Origin of the sequence: Streptomyces sp. TLI_55 (genome assembly GCF_900206255.1) — a bacterium.
In the GTDB taxonomy this organism is placed as follows: domain Bacteria; phylum Actinomycetota; class Actinomycetes; order Streptomycetales; family Streptomycetaceae; genus Streptomyces; species Streptomyces aquilus.
The window spans coordinates 6785761-6807270 of record NZ_OAOJ01000001.1 but is presented as its reverse complement, the minus strand read 5'-3'; the positions used below and the strand labels follow the sequence as shown (position 1 = coordinate 6807270).

The following is a 21510-nucleotide window of genomic DNA, read 5'->3' as shown; positions in this document are numbered from 1 at the left end:
TCACGGTTCGATCAGCCCCGCGCGGATCGCGTACCGGGTCAGCTCCAGCCGGTCCCGCATCCCGAGCTTGGCCAGCAGGTTCGCGCGGTGCCGTTCGACCGTCTTGGTGCTGATGAACAGCAGCTCGCCGATCTCCTTGGACGTGTGGCCCTCGGCGACGAGCTTGAGGATCTCCTCCTCGCGCTCGGTGACGGCCCGCGCGGGCAGCGCGTCGCCCCGGTGCAGTCGGTCCAGGTACGACCGTACAAGAGCGCGTTCCGCGCCGGGATAGACGAACGGCTCGTCGCGCACCGCGCTCCGGCAGGCCGCGACCAGGTCCCGGTCGGCGACGGACTTCAGCACATAACCGCTGGCCCCGGCCTTGAGCGCCTCGAAGAAGTACTGCTCGTTGTCGTACATGGTCAGGATGAGGATGCGCAGCTCCGGCAGCCGTCGCGACAGCTCGCGGGCCGCCTGGAGGCCGGTCATCCGGGGCATGGCGATGTCGAGGACGGCAAGGTCGACCTCACGCGCGCGTGCCAGCTCGACGGCCTCCGCCCCGTCCCCGGCCTCGGCGACGACCGTCAGGTCGTCCTCGCCGTCCAGGATCAGCCGTACGCCCCGTCGTACGAGGGTGTGGTCGTCGGCGAGCAGTACCCGAACGGGGGTCATCGGTTCCCCCGGACGAGCAGTCGTACGTCTGTTCCGCCATCCGGAGCCGCCGCGAGCGTGAGGTCGGCCCCGATGAGCAGCGCCCGCTCCCGCATGCCCCGAATGCCGGCTCCCTCGGTGGCGTCCCCGATGCCCTTGCCGTTGTCCCGTACGAGGAGTTCGACGCCGTCCGCGACCGGCTGGAGCCGGATCTCGGCGTGGTCGGCGGCGGAGTGCCGGGCCGTGTTGGTGAGGCCCTCCTGGGCCACCCGGTAGAGCACGAGTTCGGACTCCTCGGTCAGGGGCGGCAGTCCGCCGGTGACGTGGTGACGCACCGTCAGGCCGGGCGCGCTGAACTCGCCGGCGAGTGAGCGCAGGGCGCTGGCCAGGCCGAGCTCCTCCAGGACGCCGGGGCGCAGTCGGCGGGCGATGCGGCGGATCTCGTCGAGCCCCGCGCGCGTGGCCTCCTGGGCCTGGGCCACCTCCTCGCGCAGTCCCTCGGGGGCCCGGTCGGCGACGCGCTTGAGCTGGAGGAGGACGGCGGTCAGGGTCTGGCCGACCTCGTCGTGCAGCTCGCGCGCGATGTGGTGGCGTTCGCGCTCCTGCGCGGACAGTGCCCGCCCGGCTCCGGCGGCGCGCTCGGCCTCCAGCCGGTCGAGCATGGTGTTGTACGTCGTGATGAGCGCCGCCGCTTCCGTGGGACCGGCGACGGCGGCGCGGGCGCCGGGCCGGAGCAGGTCGGCGGCGGCCATGGCCTGCCCCAGCCGTTTGAGCGGGGCGAGGCCGATGCGCAGGACCAGCGCGTTCACCGCCAGCAGCGCAGCCAGGCCCACGACCACGACGACCGCCTCGGCCGAGGTCACGGGCGTCGACACGGTGACCGGGCCCAGCAGCAGCGCGGCGGCCACGACCAGGCCGGCGGCGTTGAGCGAGAAGATCCGCCAGAACAGCGACACGTTCCTGCTCCCGCCCCTCTCCTCCGATGCCTGCCCTACCAGACTCGGCCGGTCTCCCCGCCCGCGTATATCCGTGACGCCACCCATGTCGCCACCGTACGGGGCGGTGGCAGCATGCCCATCCGGTACCTGCGACCACCGACCGGGACGATCACCGACCATGAGGGGAAGAAACGTGTCTGCACCGCGCCTGAGGGCGACGCCGCTGCCGGGGATCGGGGTCCAGTACGACCTCGTGACCCGGGAACACCGCCATCTGTCCGTGGTGGCGCACCGCGACGGCGCCCGGACGGTGAGCGTGTACCGGGCCGACGACCCCGACTCCTGCGCCCAGTCGCTGCGGCTGACCGGCGCGGAGGCCGGCTCGCTGATCGACGCGCTGAAGCCGTCCCACCACAGCGCGAACCTGCTCTACACCACCGACCTGGGACTGGTGGCCGAGCGCATCGAGGTCGCGGCGGCCTCGCACTGGAACGGGCGGCTGCTGGGCGAGACCCGCATGCGGACGGACACGGGCGCGTCGATCGTCGCCGTGCTGCGGCGGGCCGAGGCGATCCCGTCCCCGGCGCCGGACTTCCGGCTCGCGGGCGGGGACACGGTCATCGTCGTCGGCACCCGCGAGGGCGTCGACGCCGCCGCGGCGATACTCGGGCGGGAGTGAGGGAACCGGTGCATTCCGCGGTCCTGTTGATCGAGTTCGGTTCCATCATCCTCGGCCTCGGCCTCCTCGGCCGGTTCGCCGCCCGCTTCAGCCTCTCCCCCATCCCGCTGTATCTCCTGGCCGGGCTGGCCTTCGGCGAGGGCGGGCTGCTGCCGCTCGGCGCGAGCGAGGAGTTCGTCGCGACCGGCGCCGAGATCGGCGTCATCCTGCTCCTGCTGATGCTCGGCCTGGAGTACTCGGCGGGCGATCTGGTCACCAACCTCAAGGCGCACTATCCGTCGGGCCTGGTCGACGCCGCCCTCAACGCCCTGCCGGGAGCGGCGGCCGCGCTGCTGCTGGGCTGGGGCCCGGTGGCCGCGGTGGTGCTGGCGGGCGTCACCTGGATCTCGTCGTCCGGCGTGATCGCGAAGGTCCTCGGCGACCTGGGCAGGGTCGGCAATCGCGAGACCCCGGTGATCCTCAGCGTGCTGGTCCTGGAGGACCTCGCGATGGCGGTCTACCTGCCGATCGTCACCGCGCTGGTGGCGGGCGCCGGGCTGATGGCGGGGAGCCTCACGCTGGCGATCGCGCTGGGAGCGGCGGGCCTGGTGCTGTTCGTCGCGGTCCGCTACGGCCGCCTGATCTCCCGTTTCGTCTCCAGCGACGACCCGGAGAAGCTGCTGCTGGTGGTGCTGGGGCTGACCATCCTGGTGGCGGGCGTGGCCCAGCAGCTCCAGGTGTCGGCGGCGGTGGGCGCGTTCCTGGTGGGCATCGCGCTCTCGGGTGAGGTGGCCGAAGGGGCGCACACGCTGCTCAGCCCGCTCCGGGACCTGTTCGCCGCGGTCTTCTTCGTCTTCTTCGGCCTGCACACGGACCCGGCGAGCATTCCGCCCGTGCTGTTGCCGGCCCTCGCGCTGGCACTGGTCACGGCCGCGACGAAGATCGCCACCGGCTACTGGGCGGCCCGGCGGGCCGGCATCTCCGAGAAGGGCCGCTGGCGGGCCGGCGGGGCGCTGGTCGCCCGCGGCGAGTTCTCGATCGTCATCGCGGGCCTGGCGGTCGGCGCGGGCATCGAACCGTCCCTCGGTCCCCTCGCCACGGCGTACGTCCTGATCCTGGTCGTCCTCGGCCCCCTGACCGCGCGCTACACGGAGCCGCTGGCGTCGAGGTGGGCGGGACACTTCCGCACCCGCCACGAGGAACCGGCGGTACGGGAGCCTTCGGTGATCGACTGAGGAGCGCGGGCCGGGCGGGTCGGGCCCGAAGGTCAGGCCACCTCGTCCGCCGCCGAGCCGCCGCTCTCCTCCGGCACCCACCCCTGTCGCCGCAGCACCCCCGCCACGTCCGGCGCCTCGTAGTGCTCCCCCTTGAGCACCTTGCCGTCGGCCCGGCGGGCCACGCGCCCGTCGGGGCCCAGCTTGGTCATGTTGGAACGGTGGATCTCGGCGATCACCGCGTCGAGGTCGATGCCGTGCACCAGGGCGGTGCCGTACGCGACGTACACGACGTCGGCGAGTTCGTGCGCCAGCCGGTCCAGGGGCCCTTCCACCGACACCTCGGCCACCTCCGCGGCCTCCTCGGCGAGCAGTTCACGGCGATGGGCGGCCAGCTCCGGCGACACCGCGGTCGGCGTGCTGCGGGCGTCGATCCCCATGGCGAGATGGAACGCACGGACGAGATCGGCGGGCGAAGAACTCATACGCCGACCCTATCCATCGGGCGCCGCCCCTCCCCTCCCCGCACCCTTGTGATCCCCGCCCTGGCCAGCACCGCGTCCCGCCTGGCAGGATCGCGCGCATGTCCAGCATGTTCCGCCGCATCAGCAGAAGCCGGGCGCTTCAGGGCGCGGCCGCCGGTTTCGTGGCCCTCGGGCTGCTGCTGTGGTGGCTGCTGCCGCTCGGCGATGACCCTCCGGGCGGGACGATCACGTTCAGCACGGGCTCGCGCGGTGGCGTCTACGAGGAGTACGGCAAGCAGCTCAGCAACGCCTTCGCCAAGGACATGCCCGACCTGAAGGTGGAGCTGGAGACCAGCGCCGGCTCCCAGGACAACGTCGCGCGCGTGGCGACCGGCGAGGCCGACTTCGCCATCGCGGCGGCCGACGCCGTGGAGACGTACGCACTCGACCACCCGGCCGAAGCCGCCGGGCTGCGCGGTGTCGCGCGCCTGTACGACGACTATGTGCAGCTCATCGTCCCACCGGGCTCCGACATCCGGTCGGTCGCCGACCTGAAGGGCAAGCGGGTGGCCGTGGGCCTGCCCAAGTCGGGGGTGCGGCTGATCGCCGACCGTGTGCTGGCGGCGGCCGGCATCGACCCGGACAAGGACATCACGGCCTTGCCGTACGGCATCAACGACGCGTCCCGACTCGGCCGTACGTTCGACGCGTTCTTCTGGTCCGGCGGACTGCCGACCCGGGGTCTGCAGCCCCTCGCCGAGAGCGAGTCCTTCAAGTTCGTGCCGATAGGCAGCGATCTGATCAGCAAGCTGCACACCCAGGGCGCGGCCATGCGCTACTACCGCCCGACCAACATCCCGGAGTCGACCTACGACGTCCAGAAGGGGTACTCGGTCCCGACGATCGCCGTCTCCAATCTGCTGATCACCCGCAAGGACCTCGACCCCCGGCTCACCGAGTGGCTGACCCGGACCGTCCTGCGCAGCCGGGACAAGATCGGCGCCGAGGTGCACTCGGCCCAACTGGTCGATCTGCGCACGGCGATCTACACCTCCCCGCTGCAACTCCACGACGGCGCCCGCCGCTACTACCGCTCGGTCAAGCCGTAACGCTTCCCCGTCAGACGCCGGAACCGCTGCGCGGCACCGTCACCGTCACCTTCAGGCCGTGCGGTTCGTGGTGCTCGTACGAGATCGCGCCGCCGCCCGCGGCCAGCAGGGCGCGGGAGATGGACAGGCCGAGGCCGGAGCCCTTGACGTTCTGATGGCGGCCGCTGCGCCAGAAGCGGTCGCCGACACGGGCGAGTTCCTCGTCGGTGAGGCCGGGGCCGTGGTCCCTGACCACGACCTTCGCCGTCTCGCCGTCGGAGGAGACCGTGACCTCGACGCGCTCGCCCTCGGGCGTGAACTTCACGGCGTTGTCGATGACCGCGTCCAGCGCGCTGGACAGGGTCACCGGGTCGGCCCAGGCGGTGGTCGGCGGGCAGTCGCCGACCAGGGTCACGCCCTTGGCCTCGGCGGTCGGTGCCCAGGCCGCGACCCGTTCGGCGGCCAGCGCGCCGATGTCGGTGATGCGCAGGTCCGCGTCGGTGTGCTCGGCCAGCGCGAGGTCGAGCAGGTCGTCCAGGACCTGTGCGAGCCGCTTGCCCTCCATCTGGACCGAGGCGATCTCCTTGTTGCCCTCCGGGAGTTCGAAGGCGAGCAGCTCGATGCGCAGCAGCAACGCGGCGAGCGGATTGCGCAGTTGGTGGGAGGCGTCGGCGACGAAGGCGCGCTGCTGCTCCAGGACGTCCTCGACGTTGTCCGCCATCTCGTTGAACGAGCGGGCCAGGCGCCGGAGTTCCGGCGGCCCGCCGGCGGCGGCGACCCTGGACTTCAGGCTGCCGCTGGCGATCGCGTGCGTGGTGGCGTCCAGGACGCGTACGGGCCGCAGCACCCACCCGGTGAGCCGTAGCGCGGCACCGACGGCCAGCAGCATCGCGGCCATCAGGCCCGCGCCGATCACCAGCCAGTCGTGCAGGATCCGCGAACGCATCTCCCCGGTCGGCGAGTCGGTGACGACGACCGCGACGACGTCACCGTCCCGGATCACCGGGGAGGCGACGACGAGCCGGGTGCGCTCCCAGGGCCAGATCTGGTGCGGGTTCTGGCTGCGCCGGCTCAGCCGCGCCTCCTCGAACGCCTCGCGCACCTCACCCGTCTCGGGGAGGAACCAGGTCGCCGGCGCGTTGGCCATGGGCACGTCGGTGCGGTAGAAGACGCCGACGCGGATGTCGTATACCTCGTAGTAGCTCTCGAGTTCGCTCTCCAGCGTGTCCTGACGCTCGTCGTCGGGCCCGGTCACGTACTGGGCGAGGGCCGCGAAGTGCGCGGTGTCGTCGATCCGGTCGACGACCACTTTCTGCTGTTGGGCCGAGGCCATGCCGATGCCGAGCGGGATGCCCAGCGCCAGCAGCACGGCGGCCATGAGGACGATGAGCAGCGGGAGGAGTCGGGTGCGCACCTGGGCCTGCTACGCGGACGGGACGACGAGCCGGTAGCCGACGCCGCGTACGGTCTCGATGAGGGCCGGCATGCGCAACTTGGCGCGCAGGGAGGCGACATGGACCTCCAGCGTGCGCCCGGTCCCCTCCCAGCTGGTGCGCCACACCTCGCTGATGATCTGCTCCCGGCGGAAGACCACGCCCGGGCGCTGGGCCAACAGGGCGAGCAGGTCGAACTCCTTGCGGGTGAGCTGGACGACGGAACCGTCCACGCTGACCTGACGGGTCGGCAGCTCGATGTGGACCGGCCCGAGGACCAGCGTGGTGTCGGCGCCGCCCGGGGCGTCCTCGTGGGCGGTGCGGCGGCTGACGGCGTGGATGCGGGCGAGCAGCTCTCCGGTGTCGTACGGCTTCACCACGTAGTCGTCGGCACCGAGGTTGAGGCCGTGGATGCGGGAGCGGACGTCGGCGCGCGCGGTGACCATGATCACCGGGGTGCTGGTGCGCTTGCGGATCTTGCCGCAGACCTCGTAGCCGTCCTGGTCCGGCAGCCCCAGGTCGAGCAGGACGACACCGAATCCGTCGCTTTCCGGGACCAGGGCCTGGAGAGCTTCCTCCCCGCTTCGGGCGTGCGTCACGTCGAACCCGTGCCGGGCCAGGACCGCGGACAGGGCGGCGGCGACGTGATTGTCGTCCTCGACGAGGAGCAGTCTCATCCGGCCCTCCTTCGCTTCATCAGCCGTACGATCAAGATGTGTACAAAACGCGTGCACGCGCGCGCGTGCACGTTGCAGTCACGCCGATGGAAGAGGACGGCGTCAAGTGGGTTCCGGTTGCGGACCGCTTCCGTTACCCGGCCGATATGCGCCCTGCTCGCAACTGCTACGACACGTGTCCGATTGCTATCGGATCGTGATGCTCAGATTCCCCTCAAAGGTAATGACGCAGGTCGCGTGGGGTCACTACTGTCCTGCGAAACCGAGGAGGACGGAGCCCTAGAGCGATGACCGAAGTATCGGTGGCCAAGGAAGACGCGGCCGCAACCGGCGAACTGGTCGTCCTGAAGAGCGTCAACAAGCACTTCGGCGCGTTGCATGTTCTCCAGGACATCGATCTGACGATCGCCCGCGGCGAGGTCGTCGTCGTCATCGGACCCTCCGGGTCCGGCAAGTCGACGCTGTGCCGCACCATCAACCGCCTGGAGACGATCGACTCCGGCTCCATCGCCATCGACGGCAAGCCCCTGCCCGCGGAGGGCAAGGAGCTGGCGCGGCTGCGGGCCGACGTCGGGATGGTCTTCCAGTCCTTCAACCTCTTCGCGCACAAGACCGTGCTCGAGAACGTGATGCTCGGCCAGATCAAGGTCCGCAAGGCGGACAAGAAGGCGGCCGAGGAGAAGGCCCGGTCGCTGCTCGACCGGGTCGGTGTGGGCAGCCAGGCGGACAAGTACCCCGCGCAGCTCTCCGGCGGTCAGCAGCAGCGTGTCGCGATCGCCCGGGCGCTCGCCATGGACCCCAAGGTCATGCTCTTCGACGAGCCCACCTCGGCGCTCGACCCCGAGATGATCAACGAGGTCCTCGAGGTCATGCAGCAGCTCGCCCGTGACGGCATGACCATGATCGTCGTCACCCACGAGATGGGGTTCGCCCGTTCGGCGGCGAACCGGGTGGTCTTCATGGCGGACGGCCGGATCGTCGAGGAAGCTGTGCCCGACCAGTTCTTCAGCGCTCCGCGCAGCGACCGCGCCAAGGACTTCCTGTCCAAGATCCTGCACCACTGACCGCGACCGCTGCCCCTCACTGACAGCGCGTCAGACCCGCGCCACCCGCCTCGACGGCCCGCATCTCTCATCACACAAAGGATGTTCACCATGAAGCTCCGCAAGGTCACCGCCGCGGCTGCCGCTGCGCTCGTCCTCTCGCTGACCGCGACCGCGTGCGGCGGGGACGACAACGACAGCGACTCGGGCTCCGGTTCCGGTGGCGGCGGCAAGATCAAGATCGGCATCAAGTACGACCAGCCCGGTCTCGGCCTCAAGAAGCCCGACGGTTCCTTCTCCGGCTTCGACGTGGACGTGGCGACGTACGTGGCCAAGGAGCTCGGCTACAAGCCCGACCAGATCGAGTTCGTCGAGACCAAGAGCGCCGACCGCGAGAACGCGCTGGCGCGTGGTGACGTCAAGTTCATCGCCGCGACGTACTCGATCAACGACGAGCGCAAGAAGAAGGTCGACTTCGCCGGCCCGTACCTGCTGGCCCACCAGGACCTGCTGATCAAGTCCGACTCGGACATCTCCAAGGCCACCGACCTCAACGGCAAGAACCTGTGCTCGGTGACCGGTTCGACCTCGGCGCAGAACGTCCACGACACCATCGCCCCGAAGGCCAACCTCAAGGAGTACAGCGGCTACTCCGAGTGCATCGCGGCCCTCCAGAGCGGCACCGTCGACGCCGTCACCACCGACGACTCGATCCTCGCGGGCTTCGCCGCCCAGTCGCAGTACAAGGGCAAGTTCAAGCTCGCCGGCCTCAAGCTGAGCAACGAGAACTACGGCATCGGCGTGAAGAAGGGCGACACCGCGACCGTCGACAAGATCAACAAGGCTCTCGAGAAGATGGAGAGCGACGGCTCCTGGGACAAGGCCGTCAAGGACAACTTCGGCCCGGCGAACTACAAGAACGAGCCCGCCCCGAAGATCGGCGTGATCGTCAAGTAACAGCGCAACGGTCCAGAGGCGCGCCGCCGTCCACCGCGATGTCGGCGGCGGCGCGCCGTGCCGTCCACGTACGCCACCCACCCGGAAGCGCGGGACATCGTGTTCGACTTTATCTCCGACTATGACAACCCGACCCTGCTCGGCGCCTTCTGGATGACGGTGAAGCTCACGTTCTTCTCCGGCATCGGCTCCCTGGTCTGGGGCACCCTGCTGGCCGCGATGCGGGTCAGCCCGGTGCCGCTCATGCGTGGGTTCGGCACCGCCTACGTGAACATCGTCCGGAACATCCCCCTGACGGTGATCATCCTGTTCTGCTCGCTCGGCCTCGCGGACATCTTCCACGTGACCATGGGTGCCTCGGACTTCAAGGTCCAGGGCTTCCGGCTGGCGATCCTCGGCTTCACCGCCTACACCGCGGCCTTCGTCTGCGAGGCGCTGCGCTCCGGCATCAACACGGTGCCGATGGGCCAGGCCGAGGCGGCCCGCGCGATCGGCCTGAACTTCACCCAGACCCTGCGGCTCATCGTGCTCCCGCAGGCCTTCCGGGCGGTCATCGGCCCGCTGGCCAACGTGCTGATCGCGCTGACGAAGAACACCACCGTGGCCGCCGCGATCGGCGTCGCCGAGGCCGCGTACCTGATGAAGGAAATGATCGAGAACGAGGCTCAGACGCTGCTCATCGGCGCGATCTTCGCCTTCGGTTTCGTGGTACTGACCCTGCCCACCGGCCTCATCCTGGGCTGGCTGAGCAAGCGACTGGCGGTGAAGCGATGAGCTCGGTCCTCTACGACACTCCGGGCCCCCGCGCCAAGCGGCGCAATGTGATCCTCTCGGTGGTCTTCGTCGTCCTGCTCCTCCTGCTGGCGTGGTGGGTCTGGTCGGCGCTGGACGACAAGGGCCAGCTGGAGTGGTCCCTGTGGAAGCCGTTCACCCAGTCGGAGACCTGGACTACCTACCTCCTGCCGGGCCTCGGAGAGACCCTCAAGGCGGCCGCGCTCGCCATGGTGATCGCCCTCCCGCTCGGCGCGGTCTTCGGCATCGCCCGCCTCTCCGACCACCGCTGGGTGCGGGGCGTGGCCGGCACGGTGGTCGAGTTCTTCCGCTCCATCCCGGTACTGCTGCTCATGCTGTTCGCCAACGAGGTCTACGCCCGCTCGACGGACGTCGGTACCGAGAACCGGCCGCTCTACGCGGTCGTCACCGGCCTCGTGCTCTACAACGCGGCGGTCCTCGCCGAGATCGTCCGGGCCGGCATCCTCGCGCTGCCCAAGGGGCAGACGGAGGCGGCCCAGGCGGTCGGCCTGCGCAAGGGCCAGACGATGAGCCTGATCCTGCTCCCGCAGGCGGTCACCGCGATGCTCCCGGCCATCGTCAGCCAGCTCGTCGTCATCGTGAAGGACACCGCGCTCGGCGGCGTCATGATCGGCTTCACCGAGCTGCTCAGCGAGCGCGCGACCCTCGCGGCGAACTACGCCAACGTCATCCAGAGCTTCGTCGTCGTTGCGATCATCTACATCATCGTCAACTTCCTCCTCACCAGCTTCGCGAGCTGGCTGGAGAAGCGGCTGCGGCGGAGCAAGAGGAGCACGGGGGCGGTGCTGGGCGCCGATGACATCGACGACATCAATGCCGGGGAGGTGGGCGGCACGTTCGCGACCGGTGGCGAGGGTGGCGGCCCGAGTGGCTTCACCTTCACCAAGAAGCAGTGACTGTCTGATGATCAGTCAGGTCGCTTGAACGCCCCGGCCCCAGTGCCGTGAACAACGCGGAGGCAGTGGCATGATCGCCACTGCCTCCGTCACTTGACGCAAGCACCGGCAATAGGTTGCATACGTTCTGTGATCGCGCACCCTGCTCCAACCCTCTGTTCACTCACGTCCCCCGGGACGCCGCCACGGGCAGGGGGCGCCGCGCCGTGGACCCGGTGATCATCGTCGGCGCGGGGCCCGTCGGGCTCACGCTCGCCCTCGCGCTGGCCCGGCAGGACGTGCCGTCCGTAGTCCTCGACGAGGGTCCCGGCAAGGACGAACCCCGCCTCGCCCGCACGGTCGTGCTCCGCGAGGACACCGCCGCCCTGATGGAGCGGCTGACCGGCGTCGCGCTCGACGAGGCCGGCTGCCACTGGGCCGGATGGCGGTCATTGCGGCGCAAGCAGGTGATGCGCGAGGTCAGTTTCGACGACCCGGCGGAGCCGGCTCCCCTGCACATCGCCCAGCACGTCCTGACCGGCCTGCTGCGCGAGGCCCTCGCAGACGAACGCCTCGTCAAGATCGCCGTCGACAGCCGTCTCGACACCGTGGAGCAGGAGAAGTCCGGCGTCACCGCGCACACCCGCGGCCCCAAGGGCACGTGGTGGCGCGGCAGTTATCTGGTCGGCTGCGACGGCCCCCGCTCCACGGTCCGCAAACTCCTCGACATCCGCTTTCCCGGCCGTACGGCGGTGGAGCGGCACGCCGTCGCCGCCCTGCGCACGGAACTTCCGTGGGAAGGCGAGGCGTTGCTCCACCGGATGCCGCCCTGGCGGACCTCGGGACCCTCGGCTGGCGAGGTCAGCGGCCGCCCCCTCCCGGACGGTGTGTGGCGCCTCGACTGGCTCCTGCCGCCCGGCAAGGACCTCGTCACACCCGAACTCCTCGTCACCCGCGTCCGCGAGACCCTCGCCGGCTGGACGGACGGCCCGACACCGCCGTACGACCTGCTCGACACCGGTGTGCACACCGTCCACCACCGTCTCGCGCGGCGCTGGCGGGTCGGCCGGGTGTTCCTCGCCGGGGACGCGGCGCATCTGCTCGGCGCGCTCGGCACCCAGGGGCTGGACGAGGGGCTCAGGGACGCCGACAACCTCGCCTGGAAGCTGGCGCTCGCCTGGCACCACGGCCCGCATGAGGCGCTGCTCGACAGCTACCAGGCCGAGCGCCGTGGCGTCGTCGCCGCCCGGCTGCGCGCCGCCGACCAGGCCCTGCCGCTGCTGCGCGGCGGTGGCGGACTGCGCGCTTATGTCCCGGGCTCGGCCCGGGGCCATGACGCACTCCTCGCGGACGGCCATCTGGGGCGCGGCGCACTCGGTGCGCCGGGGGCGTACGCCGACTCCCCGCTGGCGCCCCGGCACCTGGAGGGCGAGGTCCCGGTGGACACGGAACCGGGGGCGCCGGTCGCCGATGTGCGGGTCACCGCCGAGGACGGCTCGTTCGTACGACTCCGGGACCGGCTCGATCGCGGGGCGCTGCTCGTCGTCCTGATCGCGCCGGGAACGGGCGTGTGGGACCGCAAGCACTGGGTGACCGCCGGGGTGATGCCGCGGCTCGCGGCCGCGGTGACGGCGCTGCCGCACACCGCCGAGCTGCTGGTCGCGGAGAGTTACCCCGGGGCCGCCGCGCACAGCGTTCTGCTGGTACGCCCCGACGGCCATCTCGTGACCGCGCTGAGCGGGGTCCGGCCCGCCGATCTGTACGCGGCCGCGGAGGCGACGGTGGGCGGACCGACGAAGACGGAGGCCGAGGCGGGGGCGGGAACGCGCTGAGGCAGGGCGGGATCCCCCCGAACGGGAGAGCTGGTCGCGGCCCTCGCACAGGCGTGCGTTCCACATAGTGACGCTGAGTTGACCCGTTCTGCACCGTGATGCTGTAATCCGCCTCATGACCGACACCTGTGTGCGCCTGTGGCGGAGGGTCCATATGGACCTGGTCCGCTATGCGGGCTGCGTGTGTCGTCCGTCGTTCTGATTCGCCTGCTTTCTCCCGCGCGTGCCGTGCCCGTGGTGCCGTCGCGCGCGTTCCGCGAACGCTCTTCAGGACGGTGCCCGTGTCTGTCTCCCCTGCTCCATCGACCACCCCTTCCGTCGGCGCGTCGGCGCCCACGCAGGCCGAACTGCTTGACTTCGTACGGCGTACCGCGGCCGACGCCGAGCTGATCTCCTCGCTCCCGCTCGACCCGGAGGGCCGCACCTGGGTGCGCCTGGAAGGTCCGGGTGGCAGCGAGGCCTGGCTGATCGGCTGGCCGCCCGGCACGGGCACCGGCTGGCACGACCACGCCGAGTCCGTCGGCGCCTTCGTAACGGCTTCCGGCGAGCTCAAGGAGAACTCGCTCGCCGTCCGGCTGCCGGCGGACGGCTGGAAGACCCTGGAACTCACCGACGGAGTGGACCGGGAACGGCGGCTGCCGGCCGGCAAGGGCCGCTCCTTCGGACAGCACCACGTCCACGAGGTGCTCAACGAGTCCACGGACGAGCACGCGATCTCGGTGCACGCCTACTATCCGCCCCTGCCGCAGATCCGCCGCTACAGTCGGACCGCGCAGGTCCTGCGTCTGGAGCACGTGGAGCGTCCGGAGGACTGGCAGTGAGCGGAACGCGCGAACAGCCCGTCGGTATCGACGAGTTGCTGGAACAGGTCCGCGAGCGCTACGACCGGATCGAGGCACGGGAGGCGTACGACGCCGCTCAGCGCGGTGAGGCGCTGCTGGTGGACATCCGTTACGCCGCCCTGCGCGACCGGGACGGGCTGATTCCCGGCGCCCTCGTCGTCGAGCGCAACGAACTGGAGTGGCGCCTCGACCCGCGCGGCAGCCACCGTGCCTCTGAGGCCACGAGCCATGACCTGCGGGTCGTGGTGATCTGCAACGAGGGCTACGCCTCCAGCCTCGCGGCCGCGTCCCTGCACCAGCTGGGGTTGCACCGGGCCACGGACCTGGTGGGCGGGTTCCAGGCGTGGCGGGCGTCGGGATTGCCGGTGACGTCGGCGTAGCCGCGTGGGCGTGGTCAGCCCAGGCGACGTGCTCGTCGGTGGGGCCGTCGAGGTGTCTCAGCCGCTCTCAGTCGCGAGCCCCTCGGCCCCCACCCCTCCACCTCAAAACCCCTCCCCCTCAAGGAATTCCGCCTCCTCGCCCTCCTCCTCGAGCGCCTGCCGCACCACCCGCAGAGCCATGCCCTCGGGATACCCCTTCCTGGCGAGCATCCCCGCCAGCCGGCGCAGCCGCTTGTCCCGGTCGAGGCCGCGCGTGGCCCGCAGCTTGCGGTCGACCAGCTCACGCGCCGTCGTCTCCTCCTGCTCGGAGTCGAGCTGCGAGACGGCCGCTTCGATCAGCGTGGAGTCCACGCCCTTGGTCCGCAGTTCCTGGGCGAGCGCCCGCCGGGCGAGCCCCCGGCCGTGATGCCGGGACTCCACCCAGGCGTCGGCGAACGCGCTGTCGTTGATCAGTCCGACCTCCTCGAACCGCGACAGCACCTCCTCCGCCGCCTCCTGAGGAATCCCCTTCTTGCTCAGGGCGTCCGCGAGTTGCTTGCGGGTGCGCGGGGTCCCGGTGAGCAGGCGCAGACAGATCGCCCGCGCCCGCTCGACCGGGTCCGCTGAAGGCTCCCCCTTCTCGGCCCTCGACGAGGAAGAGATGCCTCCGTCCGTATCGGACGGGTCGTCGGCCGGTTCCCCGGGCGACTCTCCGAAGCCGCGCCGACGGCGCCCACGTCCCCCGCGTGAGCCACCCTCGCCGCGTGCCCGGCGGCCGCCCCTGCGCGAGCCCGCGCCGGTGGAGCCGGCTCCGTAGCCGGAACCGCTCTCAGGCCACTCGTCGCCGCCCGACCCGCCCTCGCTCGGCGCGTGTTCTCCCCACGCGCCGTCCGGCCCGCCGCCGTCGTACTCCCCGTCCGTGCCGTACGACGGCGTCCTGCCGTATCCCCCGTGACTGCCCTGGGCCTCGGCGCCGGTGGCGCCCCTTTCCCGGTCGCGCGGAGCGTCCGGGTAGGCGTACTCGGCCCAGTCGGTTCGCCGAGTCACCGCGTCAGCTCTTGGCTGCCGCGGCCTTGGTCTTGGCCGTCTTGGCCGCCGCCGGTGCGGGGACCGTCTTCGCGGCGTCGTCCGCGGGGGTGGCGACCGCCGCGTCCGCGCCCGGCTCGGCGGTCGGCTCCTCGGGACGGACGCCGACGCCCAGCTTCTCCTTGATCTTCTTCTCGATCTCGTTGGCCAGGTCGGGGTTGTCCTTCAGGAAGTTACGGGCGTTCTCCTTGCCCTGGCCGAGCTGGTCGCCCTCGTACGTGTACCAGGCACCGGCCTTGCGCACGAAGCCGTGCTCCACGCCCATGTCGATCAGACCGCCCTCGCGGCTGATGCCCTGGCCGTAGAGGATGTCGAACTCGGCCTGCTTGAAGGGCGGCGCGACCTTGTTCTTGACGACCTTGACGCGGGTGCGGTTGCCGACCGCGTCGGTGCCGTCCTTCAGGGTCTCGATACGGCGGATGTCCATGCGCACCGAGGCGTAGAACTTCAGCGCCCGGCCACCGGTCGTGGTCTCCGGGGAGCCGAACATCACGCCGATCTTCTCGCGGAGCTGGTTGATGAAGATCGCGGTGGTCTTGGACTGGTTGAGCGCGCTGGTGATCTTCCGCAGGGCCTGGCTCATCAGTCGGGCCTGGAGACCGACGTGGCTGTCGCCCATCTCGCCCTCGATCTCCGCGCGCGGGACGAGCGCGGCGACGGAGTCGATGACGATCAGGTCGAGGGCACCGGAGCGGACCAGCATGTCCACGATCTCCAGGGCCTGCTCGCCGTTGTCCGGCTGGGAGAGGATCAGGTTGTCGACGTCGACGCCGAGCTTGCGCGCGTACTCGGGGTCGAGGGCGTGCTCCGCGTCCACGAAGGCCACCTGGCCGCCGGCCCGCTGCGCGTTGGCCACCGCGTGCAGGGTGAGGGTCGTCTTGCCGGAGGACTCCGGCCCGTACACCTCCACCACACGGCCACGCGGGATGCCACCGACGCCGAGCGCGACGTCGAGCGCGGTCGACCCGGTGGGGATGACCTCGATGGGCTCGTTCGGCCGCTCGCCCATGCGCATGACAGCGCCCTTGCCGAACTGCCGTTCAATCTGTGCGAGCGCGGCGTCCAGCGCCTTCTCGCGGTCGGTTCCTGCCATGGGTTCCACCCGGTTTGCTTGAGTCGATCGCTTCACGTGAAAGACGCTAACGCCTGCCACTGACAATGGGCCCCGACGCCCGTCCGACCTGTGGATAACTCGGGCACTTATCCATCCGAACCATGCCCAAATGCCCACCGCGGACCCTTCTCGGGCCTCGCCCGCGCCTCCATAAGAATGGATGTTCGATTTTCGTGTCAAGCGCACCACGCGGCACTTCCGAGCCTACGTCCGGGAGCCGACAACCCCGGGGATCCCGGGCCACGCGTCCGGCACTCCGCGCCTCCCATACTTGCCGTCATGGCCACCTACGACACGCTCGGTGCGACCTACACCCGGACCCGCAGGTCTGATCCGCGCATCGCCGCGCAGATCCACGCCGCGCTCGGCGACGCCCAGGACGTGGTCAACGTCGGCGCGGGCGCCGGTTCCTACGAGCCGCCGCAGACAGTGCTCGCGGTCGAGCCCAGCAAGGTCATGATCAGCCAGCGTCCGGCGGGAGCGGCGCCGGCGGTGCAGGCGGTGGCGGAGAACCTGCCGCTGCGCGACGACGCCGCCGACACCGTCATGGCCCTGCTGACCGTGCACCACTGGACGGACCTGGACGCCGGGATCAGGGAATTGCGCAGGGTCGCCCGCCGTCGCATCGTCGTCCTGACCTGGGACCAGCGTGTCTTCCGCGAGCGGTTCTGGCTCGTCCGCGACTACCTGCCGGAAGTGGCCTCGTACGACGACCTCCGGGCCGTCCCCGTCGACCAGCTGCTCGACCTGCTCGGCGGCGGACGCCAGGAACCGGTCCCTGTCCCCCACGACTGCGTCGACGGCTTCGGCGCCGCGTACTGGCGTCGCCCGGACGCCTACCTCGACCCGCAGGTACGCGCGGGTGTCTCCATGCTGGCCCAGACCGGCGACGACGCGCTCGCGCCGGGGCTGAACCGGCTCGCGGACGACCTGAGGACCGGCCGCTGGCAGACGCGCAACGCCGAGCTGCTCACGCTCGGGACGATCGATGTCGGTTACCGGCTGCTCGTGACCGACCTGGGACCGTCCGCGGCCTAGGAACCGGCTTCGTCCCCGGAATCCCGGTCGCCGGGTCTCCGTGACCAGACATCACGCGCGCGCCTGAACAGCCCCTCCGAGACCCGCTGCCGGTGGCCGTGCACGCGCGGGTCGTCCGTGACGTCGTACCGCTTCACATACGCGCCCAGGAACGCCTGGAGCGTGGCGACCGCCGGGATGGCGACCAGCGCGCCGACGGCGCCCAGGAGGGCGGTGCCGGCGATGACCGAGCCGAAGGCCACGGCGGGATGGACGTCGACGGTCTTCGAGGTCAGCTTGGGCTGGAGCATGTAGTTCTCGAACTGCTGGTAGACCACGACGAAGATCAGCACCCACAGCGCGTACCAGGGATCGACCGTGAACGCGATCAACATCGGCAGGGCGCCTGCGAGATACGTGCCGATCGTCGGGATGAACTGCGAGACCAGGCCCACCCAGACGGCGAGCACGGGCGCGTTGGGCACTCCCAGCGCCTGCAGCAGGATGTAGTGCGCGATGCCGGAGATCAGCGCCATCACACCGCGCGAGTACAGGTAGCCGCCGGTCTTGTCGACGGCGATCTCCCAGGCGCGCAGCACCTCGGCCTGCCGGGCGGGCGGCAGGACGGAGCAGAGCGCGCGGCGCAGTCGCGGGCCGTCCGCGGCGAAGTAGAACGAGAACAGTGTGATCGTCAGCAGCTGGAAGAGCCCCCCGAGGACCTGTGCGGACAGGTCGAGGACACCGGTGGCGCTGTTCTGCACGTAATTGCGCAGCCAGTCGGACTTGAGCAGGCCCTCCTGGACGTCGATCCGCTTCAGATCGGTGTGGAAGTGCGTGTTGATCCATCTGATGACGGAGTCGATGTAATCGGGGAAGTCCTCGACGATCTTGATGATCTGCCCCGCGAGCATCGACCCGAGCAGGGTGATGAACCCGGCGGACACGATCATCACGGCGAGGAAGACGAGGAAGGTGCCGACCCCTCGGCGTATCCCGCGCGAGGCCATCCAGCTCACCGCGGGTTCGATGGCCAGGGCCAGGAAGAACGCGATCAGGATGTTGATCAGCAGCCCGGTGAGCTGGTGGAAGGCCCATGTGCTCAGCTGGAAGGCGGCGTAGAGGCCGAGCGTGAGCACCACGGCACGCGGCAGCCAGCGCGGCATGCGCGCGTTCGCCCCGGCGTCGCCGTCGGCCGGGGGCCGGGCGGGCGGCGTCGTGCCGAGGGGGGACGCGTGCTGGGGGACCTCGCCGGTCTCGTCAGTGGGTGCCACGGTGCAAGTTTCGCCTACGCCGCTGACAATCCGCTCCCCCCCTGCGATCTTCGTGACCGGTCAGCGCTTCTCTTGCGGCACGTTCATGACGGTGCACACCACACGCCACACGTCCTTGGCGTCCCAGCCGGCGTCCAGGGCCTCGTACACCGTGCGCCCGCCGAGCTCGGCCATGACGTGGTCGCGCGCGAAGGTGTCGTCGTACCCCGGACCGAAATGGTCCGCCATCCGCTGCCAGAAGACCGTCAACCGCATGAACCCAGTATCCCGCCCCTGGGGGTGGGCCTCGGCCGGGACCGCTTGCCGAGACCGCTTTCCGCCCTACGGTCTGACGCATGGCCGAAACAGGAGCTTCCCCACTCCCCCCGACGCCCCAGGCGCACTCCCCGCTCTTCCGCGCCGAGCACTTCGTCTGGCTCACCGCGCGCGTGCTGGAACAGCGTCTCTTCGCCCACCACTTCCTGAACGGCGACGCCGACCCGGTGGAGACCGCGCTGGACGCGTACCGCAACGAGGACGGCGGTTACGGCCACGCCCTGGAGCCCGATCTGCGCGGCCCGGTCAGCCAGCCCCTGCACACCGGGCACGCCCTGCGCGTCCTGGACGCCATCGGACGCTGCGGGGGCCGGCGCGTGGAGCAGGTGTGCCGCTATCTGACCTCGGTCTCCACCGCGGACGGCGCCCTGCCGGCGATCCTTCCGGGCCAGCGCGGCTATCCCACGGCCCCCTTCATCACGATCGTCGACGACCCGCCCAGCGCCCTCCTCGCCACCGGCCCGGTCGTCGGCCTGCTGCACCGCAACGAGGTGTGGCACGCCTGGCTGTTCCGCGCCACGGACTTCTGCTGGCACGCGGTCGAGTCCCTGCGGCAGTCCCACCCGTACGAGGTCCAGGCCGCCGTCGCCTTCCTGGACTCCGCTCCCGACCGCCCGCGCGCGGAGGCGGCCGCGGACCGACTGGGCCGCCTGGTGCGCGAAACCCGGCTCGCGGCCCTGGACCCCGAGCACCTGGACACCCACCCCGTCTCGCCGGGCTACGCCCCCGGCGAGCACCACTTCCCGCACGACTACGCCAGGACGCCGTACTCGCTGGCGCGCGCGTGGTTCACGGACGAGGAGATGGAGCGCTCCCTGGACTTCCTGGCGGCAGCACAGGACCAGGACGGCGGCTGGCCGATCCGCTGGCGCCAATGGGCGCCCGGCACGGCCCTGGAGGCCCGCCCCATGGTGACGATCGAGGCGCTGCGCACCCTCAGGGCGTACGGCCGCTCGATCGGCTGAGCTCACCCGCCCAGGGCCCGGACGCCCGCCGTGACCACCACGGCCGCCGCGACGACGAGCAGGAAGGGAGCACGCAGCAGCAGCGCCACCGCGGCCGCGGCAACCCCCGCAAGCCTGGCGTCCAGCACCAGCTCACGCCCGTCGGCAAAGGTCTGCTGGGCCGTGAGAGCGGCCAGCAGTGCAACCGGTAGCAGCGCGGCCAGCCGCTTCACCAGCGGCCGCTCCAGAGCACCGGCAGGAACGAGCAGCCCGACGAGCTTGACGACGTAACACCCCAGGGCCGTGACACCGATCGCGATCCAGACGTTCATCGTTCCCCCCGCCCACCCTGCCGACGGCCCTCGGCCCACAGCACCACGGGCGCCGCGAGAGCGGCCGCCAGCACCGGCACCCCGGCAGGCAGCACGGGCAGCAGCCCGAGCCCCAGCAGCACGGCAAGCCCGGCGACGGCACGCTCGGTGCCGCTCTTGAGCATCGGCGCGAGCAACGCGAGGAACACGGCAGGACCGGCGGCATCGAGCCCCCAGGCGTCGGTGTCCCCGATGGCCTCGGCCCCGAGCGCGCCCAGCAGGGTGGTGAGATTCCACAGCACATAAAGACTCAGCCCCGTGACCGCGAACCCGATCCGCACCTGCCGCCGCCCCTTCTGGGCCAAGGCGACAGCCGCCGTCTCGTCGATCACCCACTGAGCGGCGAACGGCCGCACCACGCGCGGGAGCGCCAGCAACTGCGACAGACGAAGCCCGTAGAAGGCGTTGCGCACCCCGAGGAAGAAAGCCCCGGCAGCCGCTGTCAGCGGATTCCCACCGGCGGCCAGCGCCCCCACGAGCGCGAACTGAGAGGCCCCGGTGAACACCAGAAGACTGAGCGCACACGTCTGCATCACGGTGAGCCCGCTCCCCGCCGAGGTCACCCCGAAGGCGAACCCGGACAACCCCACGGCGACCCCGACCCCGAGGGCGTCCCGTACGACGGCCGCATCCGTCTTCCGCCCGTCACCGGCGGCTATGTCCACGAAAGCTGTCTGTTCTCCCACACACCGGACGCTAGACGAGGCCCCGTCCGACGTCTTGTACGTTCTTGCGCTCACGCTGGTAGGCCCCGGGCGGCACCCCGACGATCCGCGAGAAGTGCCGATTCAGATGCGGCTGATCACTGAACCCCACGGCGACGGCGGCCTCCCCCGGCGTTGTACCCCGGTCCAGCAACAGCCGAGCCCGCCGCACGCGCGCGTCGGTGAGCCAGGCATGCGGCGGCATCCCGTACAGATCCCGAAAGGCCCGCAACAACGCGAACGACCCGACACCGAGCTCCTGCGCCAACGCTTCCAGGCTCGGCGGCTCGGCCATCCGCTCCTCCAGCAAGCCACGCGCGCGAGCAGCCACCCGAGCCCCCGCCGACCGCACCTCCCGCTGCGGCAGCACCCCACCGTTCAGCCGCAGCAGCCGGGTCACGGCAACCCGCAGCAAGGTGTCGGCGGCCAGCGCGTTGCCCTCGTCAGCGGCCCGCAACACCTGATGCACCAACCCCACCGCGTACGGATCATCAAGAACCGGATCGACGAACCCCGGGGTCCCACGCATCGAGGTGGTCTCGGCAGCGATCCCGGCCACCACCTCACGCGACGGATACACAGCCCCGTACCGCCACCCCTCGGGCACCCCCGCCCGCCCGGTATGCACCGTATCCGGATTGACCAGAGCAAGCGCCCCGGCCCCCGCGTACCGATCAGCACCCCGATAGTGAAAGACCTCGACCCCGTCCGCGATGGCGGCGATCACGAAGCTCTCATGGGTGTGCCGCACAAAGTTCTTCCGCACATACCGAGCCCGCAGCAGATCAACCCCGGGCAACTCGGCATACCGCCAATGCCGCGCCCGCTCACCCGAACCTGCCATACGGACCATTGTCCGCCAGCC

25 protein-coding genes are annotated in these 21510 nt (G+C 70.7%); 13 read left to right on the top strand and 12 right to left on the bottom strand.

Translation table 11 applies throughout. The features are described from left to right. Window positions 1-651, bottom strand: coding sequence for a response regulator (locus CRP56_RS31445; RefSeq protein WP_097269684.1), 651 nt, complete (start codon window positions 649-651; stop codon window positions 1-3). Then, window positions 648-1586: a sensor histidine kinase gene (locus CRP56_RS31440; RefSeq protein WP_257041271.1), complete on the bottom strand. Its 939-nt coding sequence runs from the start codon at window positions 1584-1586 to the stop codon at window positions 648-650. Before CRP56_RS31440 ends, CRP56_RS31445 begins: the two co-directional genes overlap by 4 nt. Window positions 1587-1761: 175 nt before the next feature. On the opposite strand from CRP56_RS31440, the gene CRP56_RS31435 reads away from it, so the two are divergent. Both CRP56_RS31435 and CRP56_RS31430 read left to right on the top strand, forming a co-directional pair. Further along, window positions 1762-2247 carry a cation:proton antiporter regulatory subunit gene (locus CRP56_RS31435; RefSeq protein ID WP_059198533.1) on the top strand — a complete coding sequence of 162 codons (486 nt, stop codon included), beginning with the start codon at window positions 1762-1764 and terminating at the stop codon, window positions 2245-2247. An 8-nt stretch (window positions 2248-2255) separates the two neighbouring features. Beyond that, entirely contained in the window at window positions 2256-3461 is a 1206-nt protein-coding gene (locus CRP56_RS31430; protein WP_097269679.1) for a cation:proton antiporter, read from the top strand. Window positions 3462-3493: 32 nt separating this feature from the next. Here CRP56_RS31430 and CRP56_RS31425 read toward each other — a convergent pair whose 3' ends face one another. After that, a complete protein-coding gene (locus CRP56_RS31425) occupies window positions 3494-3925 on the bottom strand; it encodes a MazG nucleotide pyrophosphohydrolase domain-containing protein (protein ID WP_097269677.1) in 432 nt (143 codons plus the stop codon). Between the two features lie 98 nt (window positions 3926-4023). Between CRP56_RS31425 and CRP56_RS31420 the strand changes: the two genes are divergently transcribed. Then, complete coding sequence (locus CRP56_RS31420; RefSeq protein ID WP_097269675.1) at window positions 4024-5013, top strand: TAXI family TRAP transporter solute-binding subunit; 990 nt, start codon at window positions 4024-4026, stop codon at window positions 5011-5013. Window positions 5014-5023: 10 nt separating this feature from the next. Here the strand turns inward: CRP56_RS31420 and CRP56_RS31415 are convergent, their stop codons facing one another. Continuing rightward, window positions 5024-6406 (bottom strand): sensor histidine kinase, encoded by a 1383-nt coding sequence (locus CRP56_RS31415; RefSeq protein WP_097269672.1) that lies wholly within the window; start codon window positions 6404-6406, stop codon window positions 5024-5026. A 9-nt stretch (window positions 6407-6415) separates the two neighbouring features. Further along, entirely contained in the window at window positions 6416-7102 is a 687-nt protein-coding gene (locus CRP56_RS31410) for a response regulator transcription factor (RefSeq protein ID WP_097269670.1), read from the bottom strand. Window positions 7103-7389: 287 nt separating this feature from the next. Here CRP56_RS31410 and CRP56_RS31405 point away from each other — a divergent pair, with 287 nt between their 5' ends. The 8 genes from CRP56_RS31405 to CRP56_RS31375 all read left to right on the top strand — a co-directional run bounded on the left by CRP56_RS31405 (window position 7390) and on the right by CRP56_RS31375 (window position 13844). Then, entirely contained in the window at window positions 7390-8166 is a 777-nt protein-coding gene (locus tag CRP56_RS31405) for an amino acid ABC transporter ATP-binding protein (RefSeq protein WP_097269668.1), read from the top strand. 90 nt (window positions 8167-8256) lie between these two features. Beyond that, window positions 8257-9102: a glutamate ABC transporter substrate-binding protein gene (locus CRP56_RS31400; protein WP_097269666.1), complete on the top strand. Its 846-nt coding sequence runs from the start codon at window positions 8257-8259 to the stop codon at window positions 9100-9102. Window positions 9103-9201: 99 nt separating this feature from the next. Beyond that, the gene (locus tag CRP56_RS31395; RefSeq protein ID WP_097274632.1) at window positions 9202-9876 is read left to right on the top strand and encodes an amino acid ABC transporter permease; all 675 of its coding nucleotides are present in this window, start codon (window positions 9202-9204) and stop codon (window positions 9874-9876) included. Then, a complete protein-coding gene (locus tag CRP56_RS31390; RefSeq protein ID WP_097269665.1) occupies window positions 9873-10811 on the top strand; it encodes an amino acid ABC transporter permease in 939 nt (312 codons plus the stop codon). The genes CRP56_RS31395 and CRP56_RS31390 overlap by 4 nt, the downstream gene beginning before the upstream one ends. A gap of 206 nt (window positions 10812-11017) precedes the next feature. After that, window positions 11018-12622 (top strand): FAD-dependent monooxygenase, encoded by a 1605-nt coding sequence (locus CRP56_RS31385; protein WP_097269663.1) that lies wholly within the window; start codon window positions 11018-11020, stop codon window positions 12620-12622. A 115-nt stretch (window positions 12623-12737) separates the two neighbouring features. Beyond that, entirely contained in the window at window positions 12738-12824 is an 87-nt protein-coding gene (locus CRP56_RS49335) for a putative leader peptide (protein WP_318722129.1), read from the top strand. A gap of 79 nt (window positions 12825-12903) precedes the next feature. Then, window positions 12904-13443, top strand: coding sequence for a cysteine dioxygenase (locus tag CRP56_RS31380; RefSeq protein ID WP_097269660.1), 540 nt, complete (start codon window positions 12904-12906; stop codon window positions 13441-13443). Beyond that, window positions 13440-13844, top strand: a complete 405-nt coding sequence (locus CRP56_RS31375) for a rhodanese-like domain-containing protein (protein ID WP_097269658.1) — start codon at window positions 13440-13442, stop codon at window positions 13842-13844. Before CRP56_RS31380 ends, CRP56_RS31375 begins: the two co-directional genes overlap by 4 nt. Window positions 13845-13946: 102 nt before the next feature. Here the strand turns inward: CRP56_RS31375 and recX are convergent, their stop codons facing one another. Further along, window positions 13947-14870, bottom strand: a complete 924-nt coding sequence (gene recX / locus CRP56_RS31370; protein ID WP_097269656.1) for a recombination regulator RecX — start codon at window positions 14868-14870, stop codon at window positions 13947-13949. Window positions 14871-14874: 4 nt separating this feature from the next. After that, window positions 14875-16002, bottom strand: coding sequence for a recombinase RecA (gene recA / locus CRP56_RS31365; protein WP_059198520.1), 1128 nt, complete (start codon window positions 16000-16002; stop codon window positions 14875-14877). A 300-nt stretch (window positions 16003-16302) separates the two neighbouring features. Here recA and CRP56_RS31360 point away from each other — a divergent pair, with 300 nt between their 5' ends. Continuing rightward, a complete protein-coding gene (locus CRP56_RS31360) occupies window positions 16303-17061 on the top strand; it encodes a class I SAM-dependent methyltransferase (protein WP_097269654.1) in 759 nt (252 codons plus the stop codon). Here the strand turns inward: CRP56_RS31360 and CRP56_RS31355 are convergent. Further along, window positions 17058-18311, bottom strand: coding sequence for an AI-2E family transporter (locus CRP56_RS31355; protein WP_097269652.1), 1254 nt, complete (start codon window positions 18309-18311; stop codon window positions 17058-17060). The two genes, CRP56_RS31360 and CRP56_RS31355, sit on opposite strands and share 4 nt — an antisense overlap. A gap of 60 nt (window positions 18312-18371) precedes the next feature. Beyond that, window positions 18372-18566, bottom strand: a complete 195-nt coding sequence (locus CRP56_RS31350; protein ID WP_059198518.1) for a DUF3046 domain-containing protein — start codon at window positions 18564-18566, stop codon at window positions 18372-18374. Window positions 18567-18646: 80 nt separating this feature from the next. On the opposite strand from CRP56_RS31350, the gene CRP56_RS31345 reads away from it, so the two are divergent. Next, entirely contained in the window at window positions 18647-19591 is a 945-nt protein-coding gene (locus tag CRP56_RS31345; protein ID WP_097269650.1) for a hypothetical protein, read from the top strand. Window positions 19592-19593: 2 nt separating this feature from the next. Here CRP56_RS31345 and CRP56_RS31340 read toward each other — a convergent pair whose 3' ends face one another. From CRP56_RS31340 to CRP56_RS49125, 3 genes are read right to left on the bottom strand one after another with little or no spacing between them, the layout of a single operon-like run. Continuing rightward, entirely contained in the window at window positions 19594-19902 is a 309-nt protein-coding gene (locus CRP56_RS31340) for an AzlD domain-containing protein (RefSeq protein WP_097269648.1), read from the bottom strand. Beyond that, the gene (locus CRP56_RS31335) at window positions 19899-20627 is read right to left on the bottom strand and encodes an AzlC family ABC transporter permease (protein ID WP_097269646.1); all 729 of its coding nucleotides are present in this window, start codon (window positions 20625-20627) and stop codon (window positions 19899-19901) included. Before CRP56_RS31335 ends, CRP56_RS31340 begins: the two co-directional genes overlap by 4 nt. 10 nt (window positions 20628-20637) lie before the next feature. Beyond that, window positions 20638-21489 (bottom strand): AraC family transcriptional regulator, encoded by an 852-nt coding sequence (locus tag CRP56_RS49125; protein ID WP_097269644.1) that lies wholly within the window; start codon window positions 21487-21489, stop codon window positions 20638-20640. Window positions 21490-21510 lie beyond the last annotated feature (21 nt).

What these genes read in the sequence shown, in the direction of transcription:
- CRP56_RS49125 (WP_097269644.1), bottom strand. Translation starts at nt 21,489, where the DNA reads ATGGCAGGTTCGGGTGAGCGGGCGCGGCATTGGCGGTATGCCGAGTTG.
- CRP56_RS31410 (WP_097269670.1), bottom strand. Translation starts at nt 7,102, where the DNA reads ATGAGACTGCTCCTCGTCGAGGACGACAATCACGTCGCCGCCGCCCTG.
- CRP56_RS31405 (WP_097269668.1), top strand. Translation starts at nt 7,390, where the DNA reads ATGACCGAAGTATCGGTGGCCAAGGAAGACGCGGCCGCAACCGGCGAA.
- CRP56_RS31390 (WP_097269665.1), top strand. Translation starts at nt 9,873, where the DNA reads ATGAGCTCGGTCCTCTACGACACTCCGGGCCCCCGCGCCAAGCGGCGC.
- CRP56_RS31400 (WP_097269666.1), top strand. Translation starts at nt 8,257, where the DNA reads ATGAAGCTCCGCAAGGTCACCGCCGCGGCTGCCGCTGCGCTCGTCCTC.
- CRP56_RS31420 (WP_097269675.1), top strand. Translation starts at nt 4,024, where the DNA reads ATGTCCAGCATGTTCCGCCGCATCAGCAGAAGCCGGGCGCTTCAGGGC.
- CRP56_RS31350 (WP_059198518.1), bottom strand. Translation starts at nt 18,566, where the DNA reads ATGCGGTTGACGGTCTTCTGGCAGCGGATGGCGGACCATTTCGGTCCG.
- CRP56_RS31340 (WP_097269648.1), bottom strand. Translation starts at nt 19,902, where the DNA reads ATGAACGTCTGGATCGCGATCGGTGTCACGGCCCTGGGGTGTTACGTC.
- CRP56_RS31425 (WP_097269677.1), bottom strand. Translation starts at nt 3,925, where the DNA reads ATGAGTTCTTCGCCCGCCGATCTCGTCCGTGCGTTCCATCTCGCCATG.
- CRP56_RS49335 (WP_318722129.1), top strand. Translation starts at nt 12,738, where the DNA reads ATGACCGACACCTGTGTGCGCCTGTGGCGGAGGGTCCATATGGACCTG.
- CRP56_RS31445 (WP_097269684.1), bottom strand. Translation starts at nt 651, where the DNA reads ATGACCCCCGTTCGGGTACTGCTCGCCGACGACCACACCCTCGTACGA.
- CRP56_RS31345 (WP_097269650.1), top strand. Translation starts at nt 18,647, where the DNA reads ATGGCCGAAACAGGAGCTTCCCCACTCCCCCCGACGCCCCAGGCGCAC.
- CRP56_RS31360 (WP_097269654.1), top strand. Translation starts at nt 16,303, where the DNA reads ATGGCCACCTACGACACGCTCGGTGCGACCTACACCCGGACCCGCAGG.
- recA (WP_059198520.1), bottom strand. Translation starts at nt 16,002, where the DNA reads ATGGCAGGAACCGACCGCGAGAAGGCGCTGGACGCCGCGCTCGCACAG.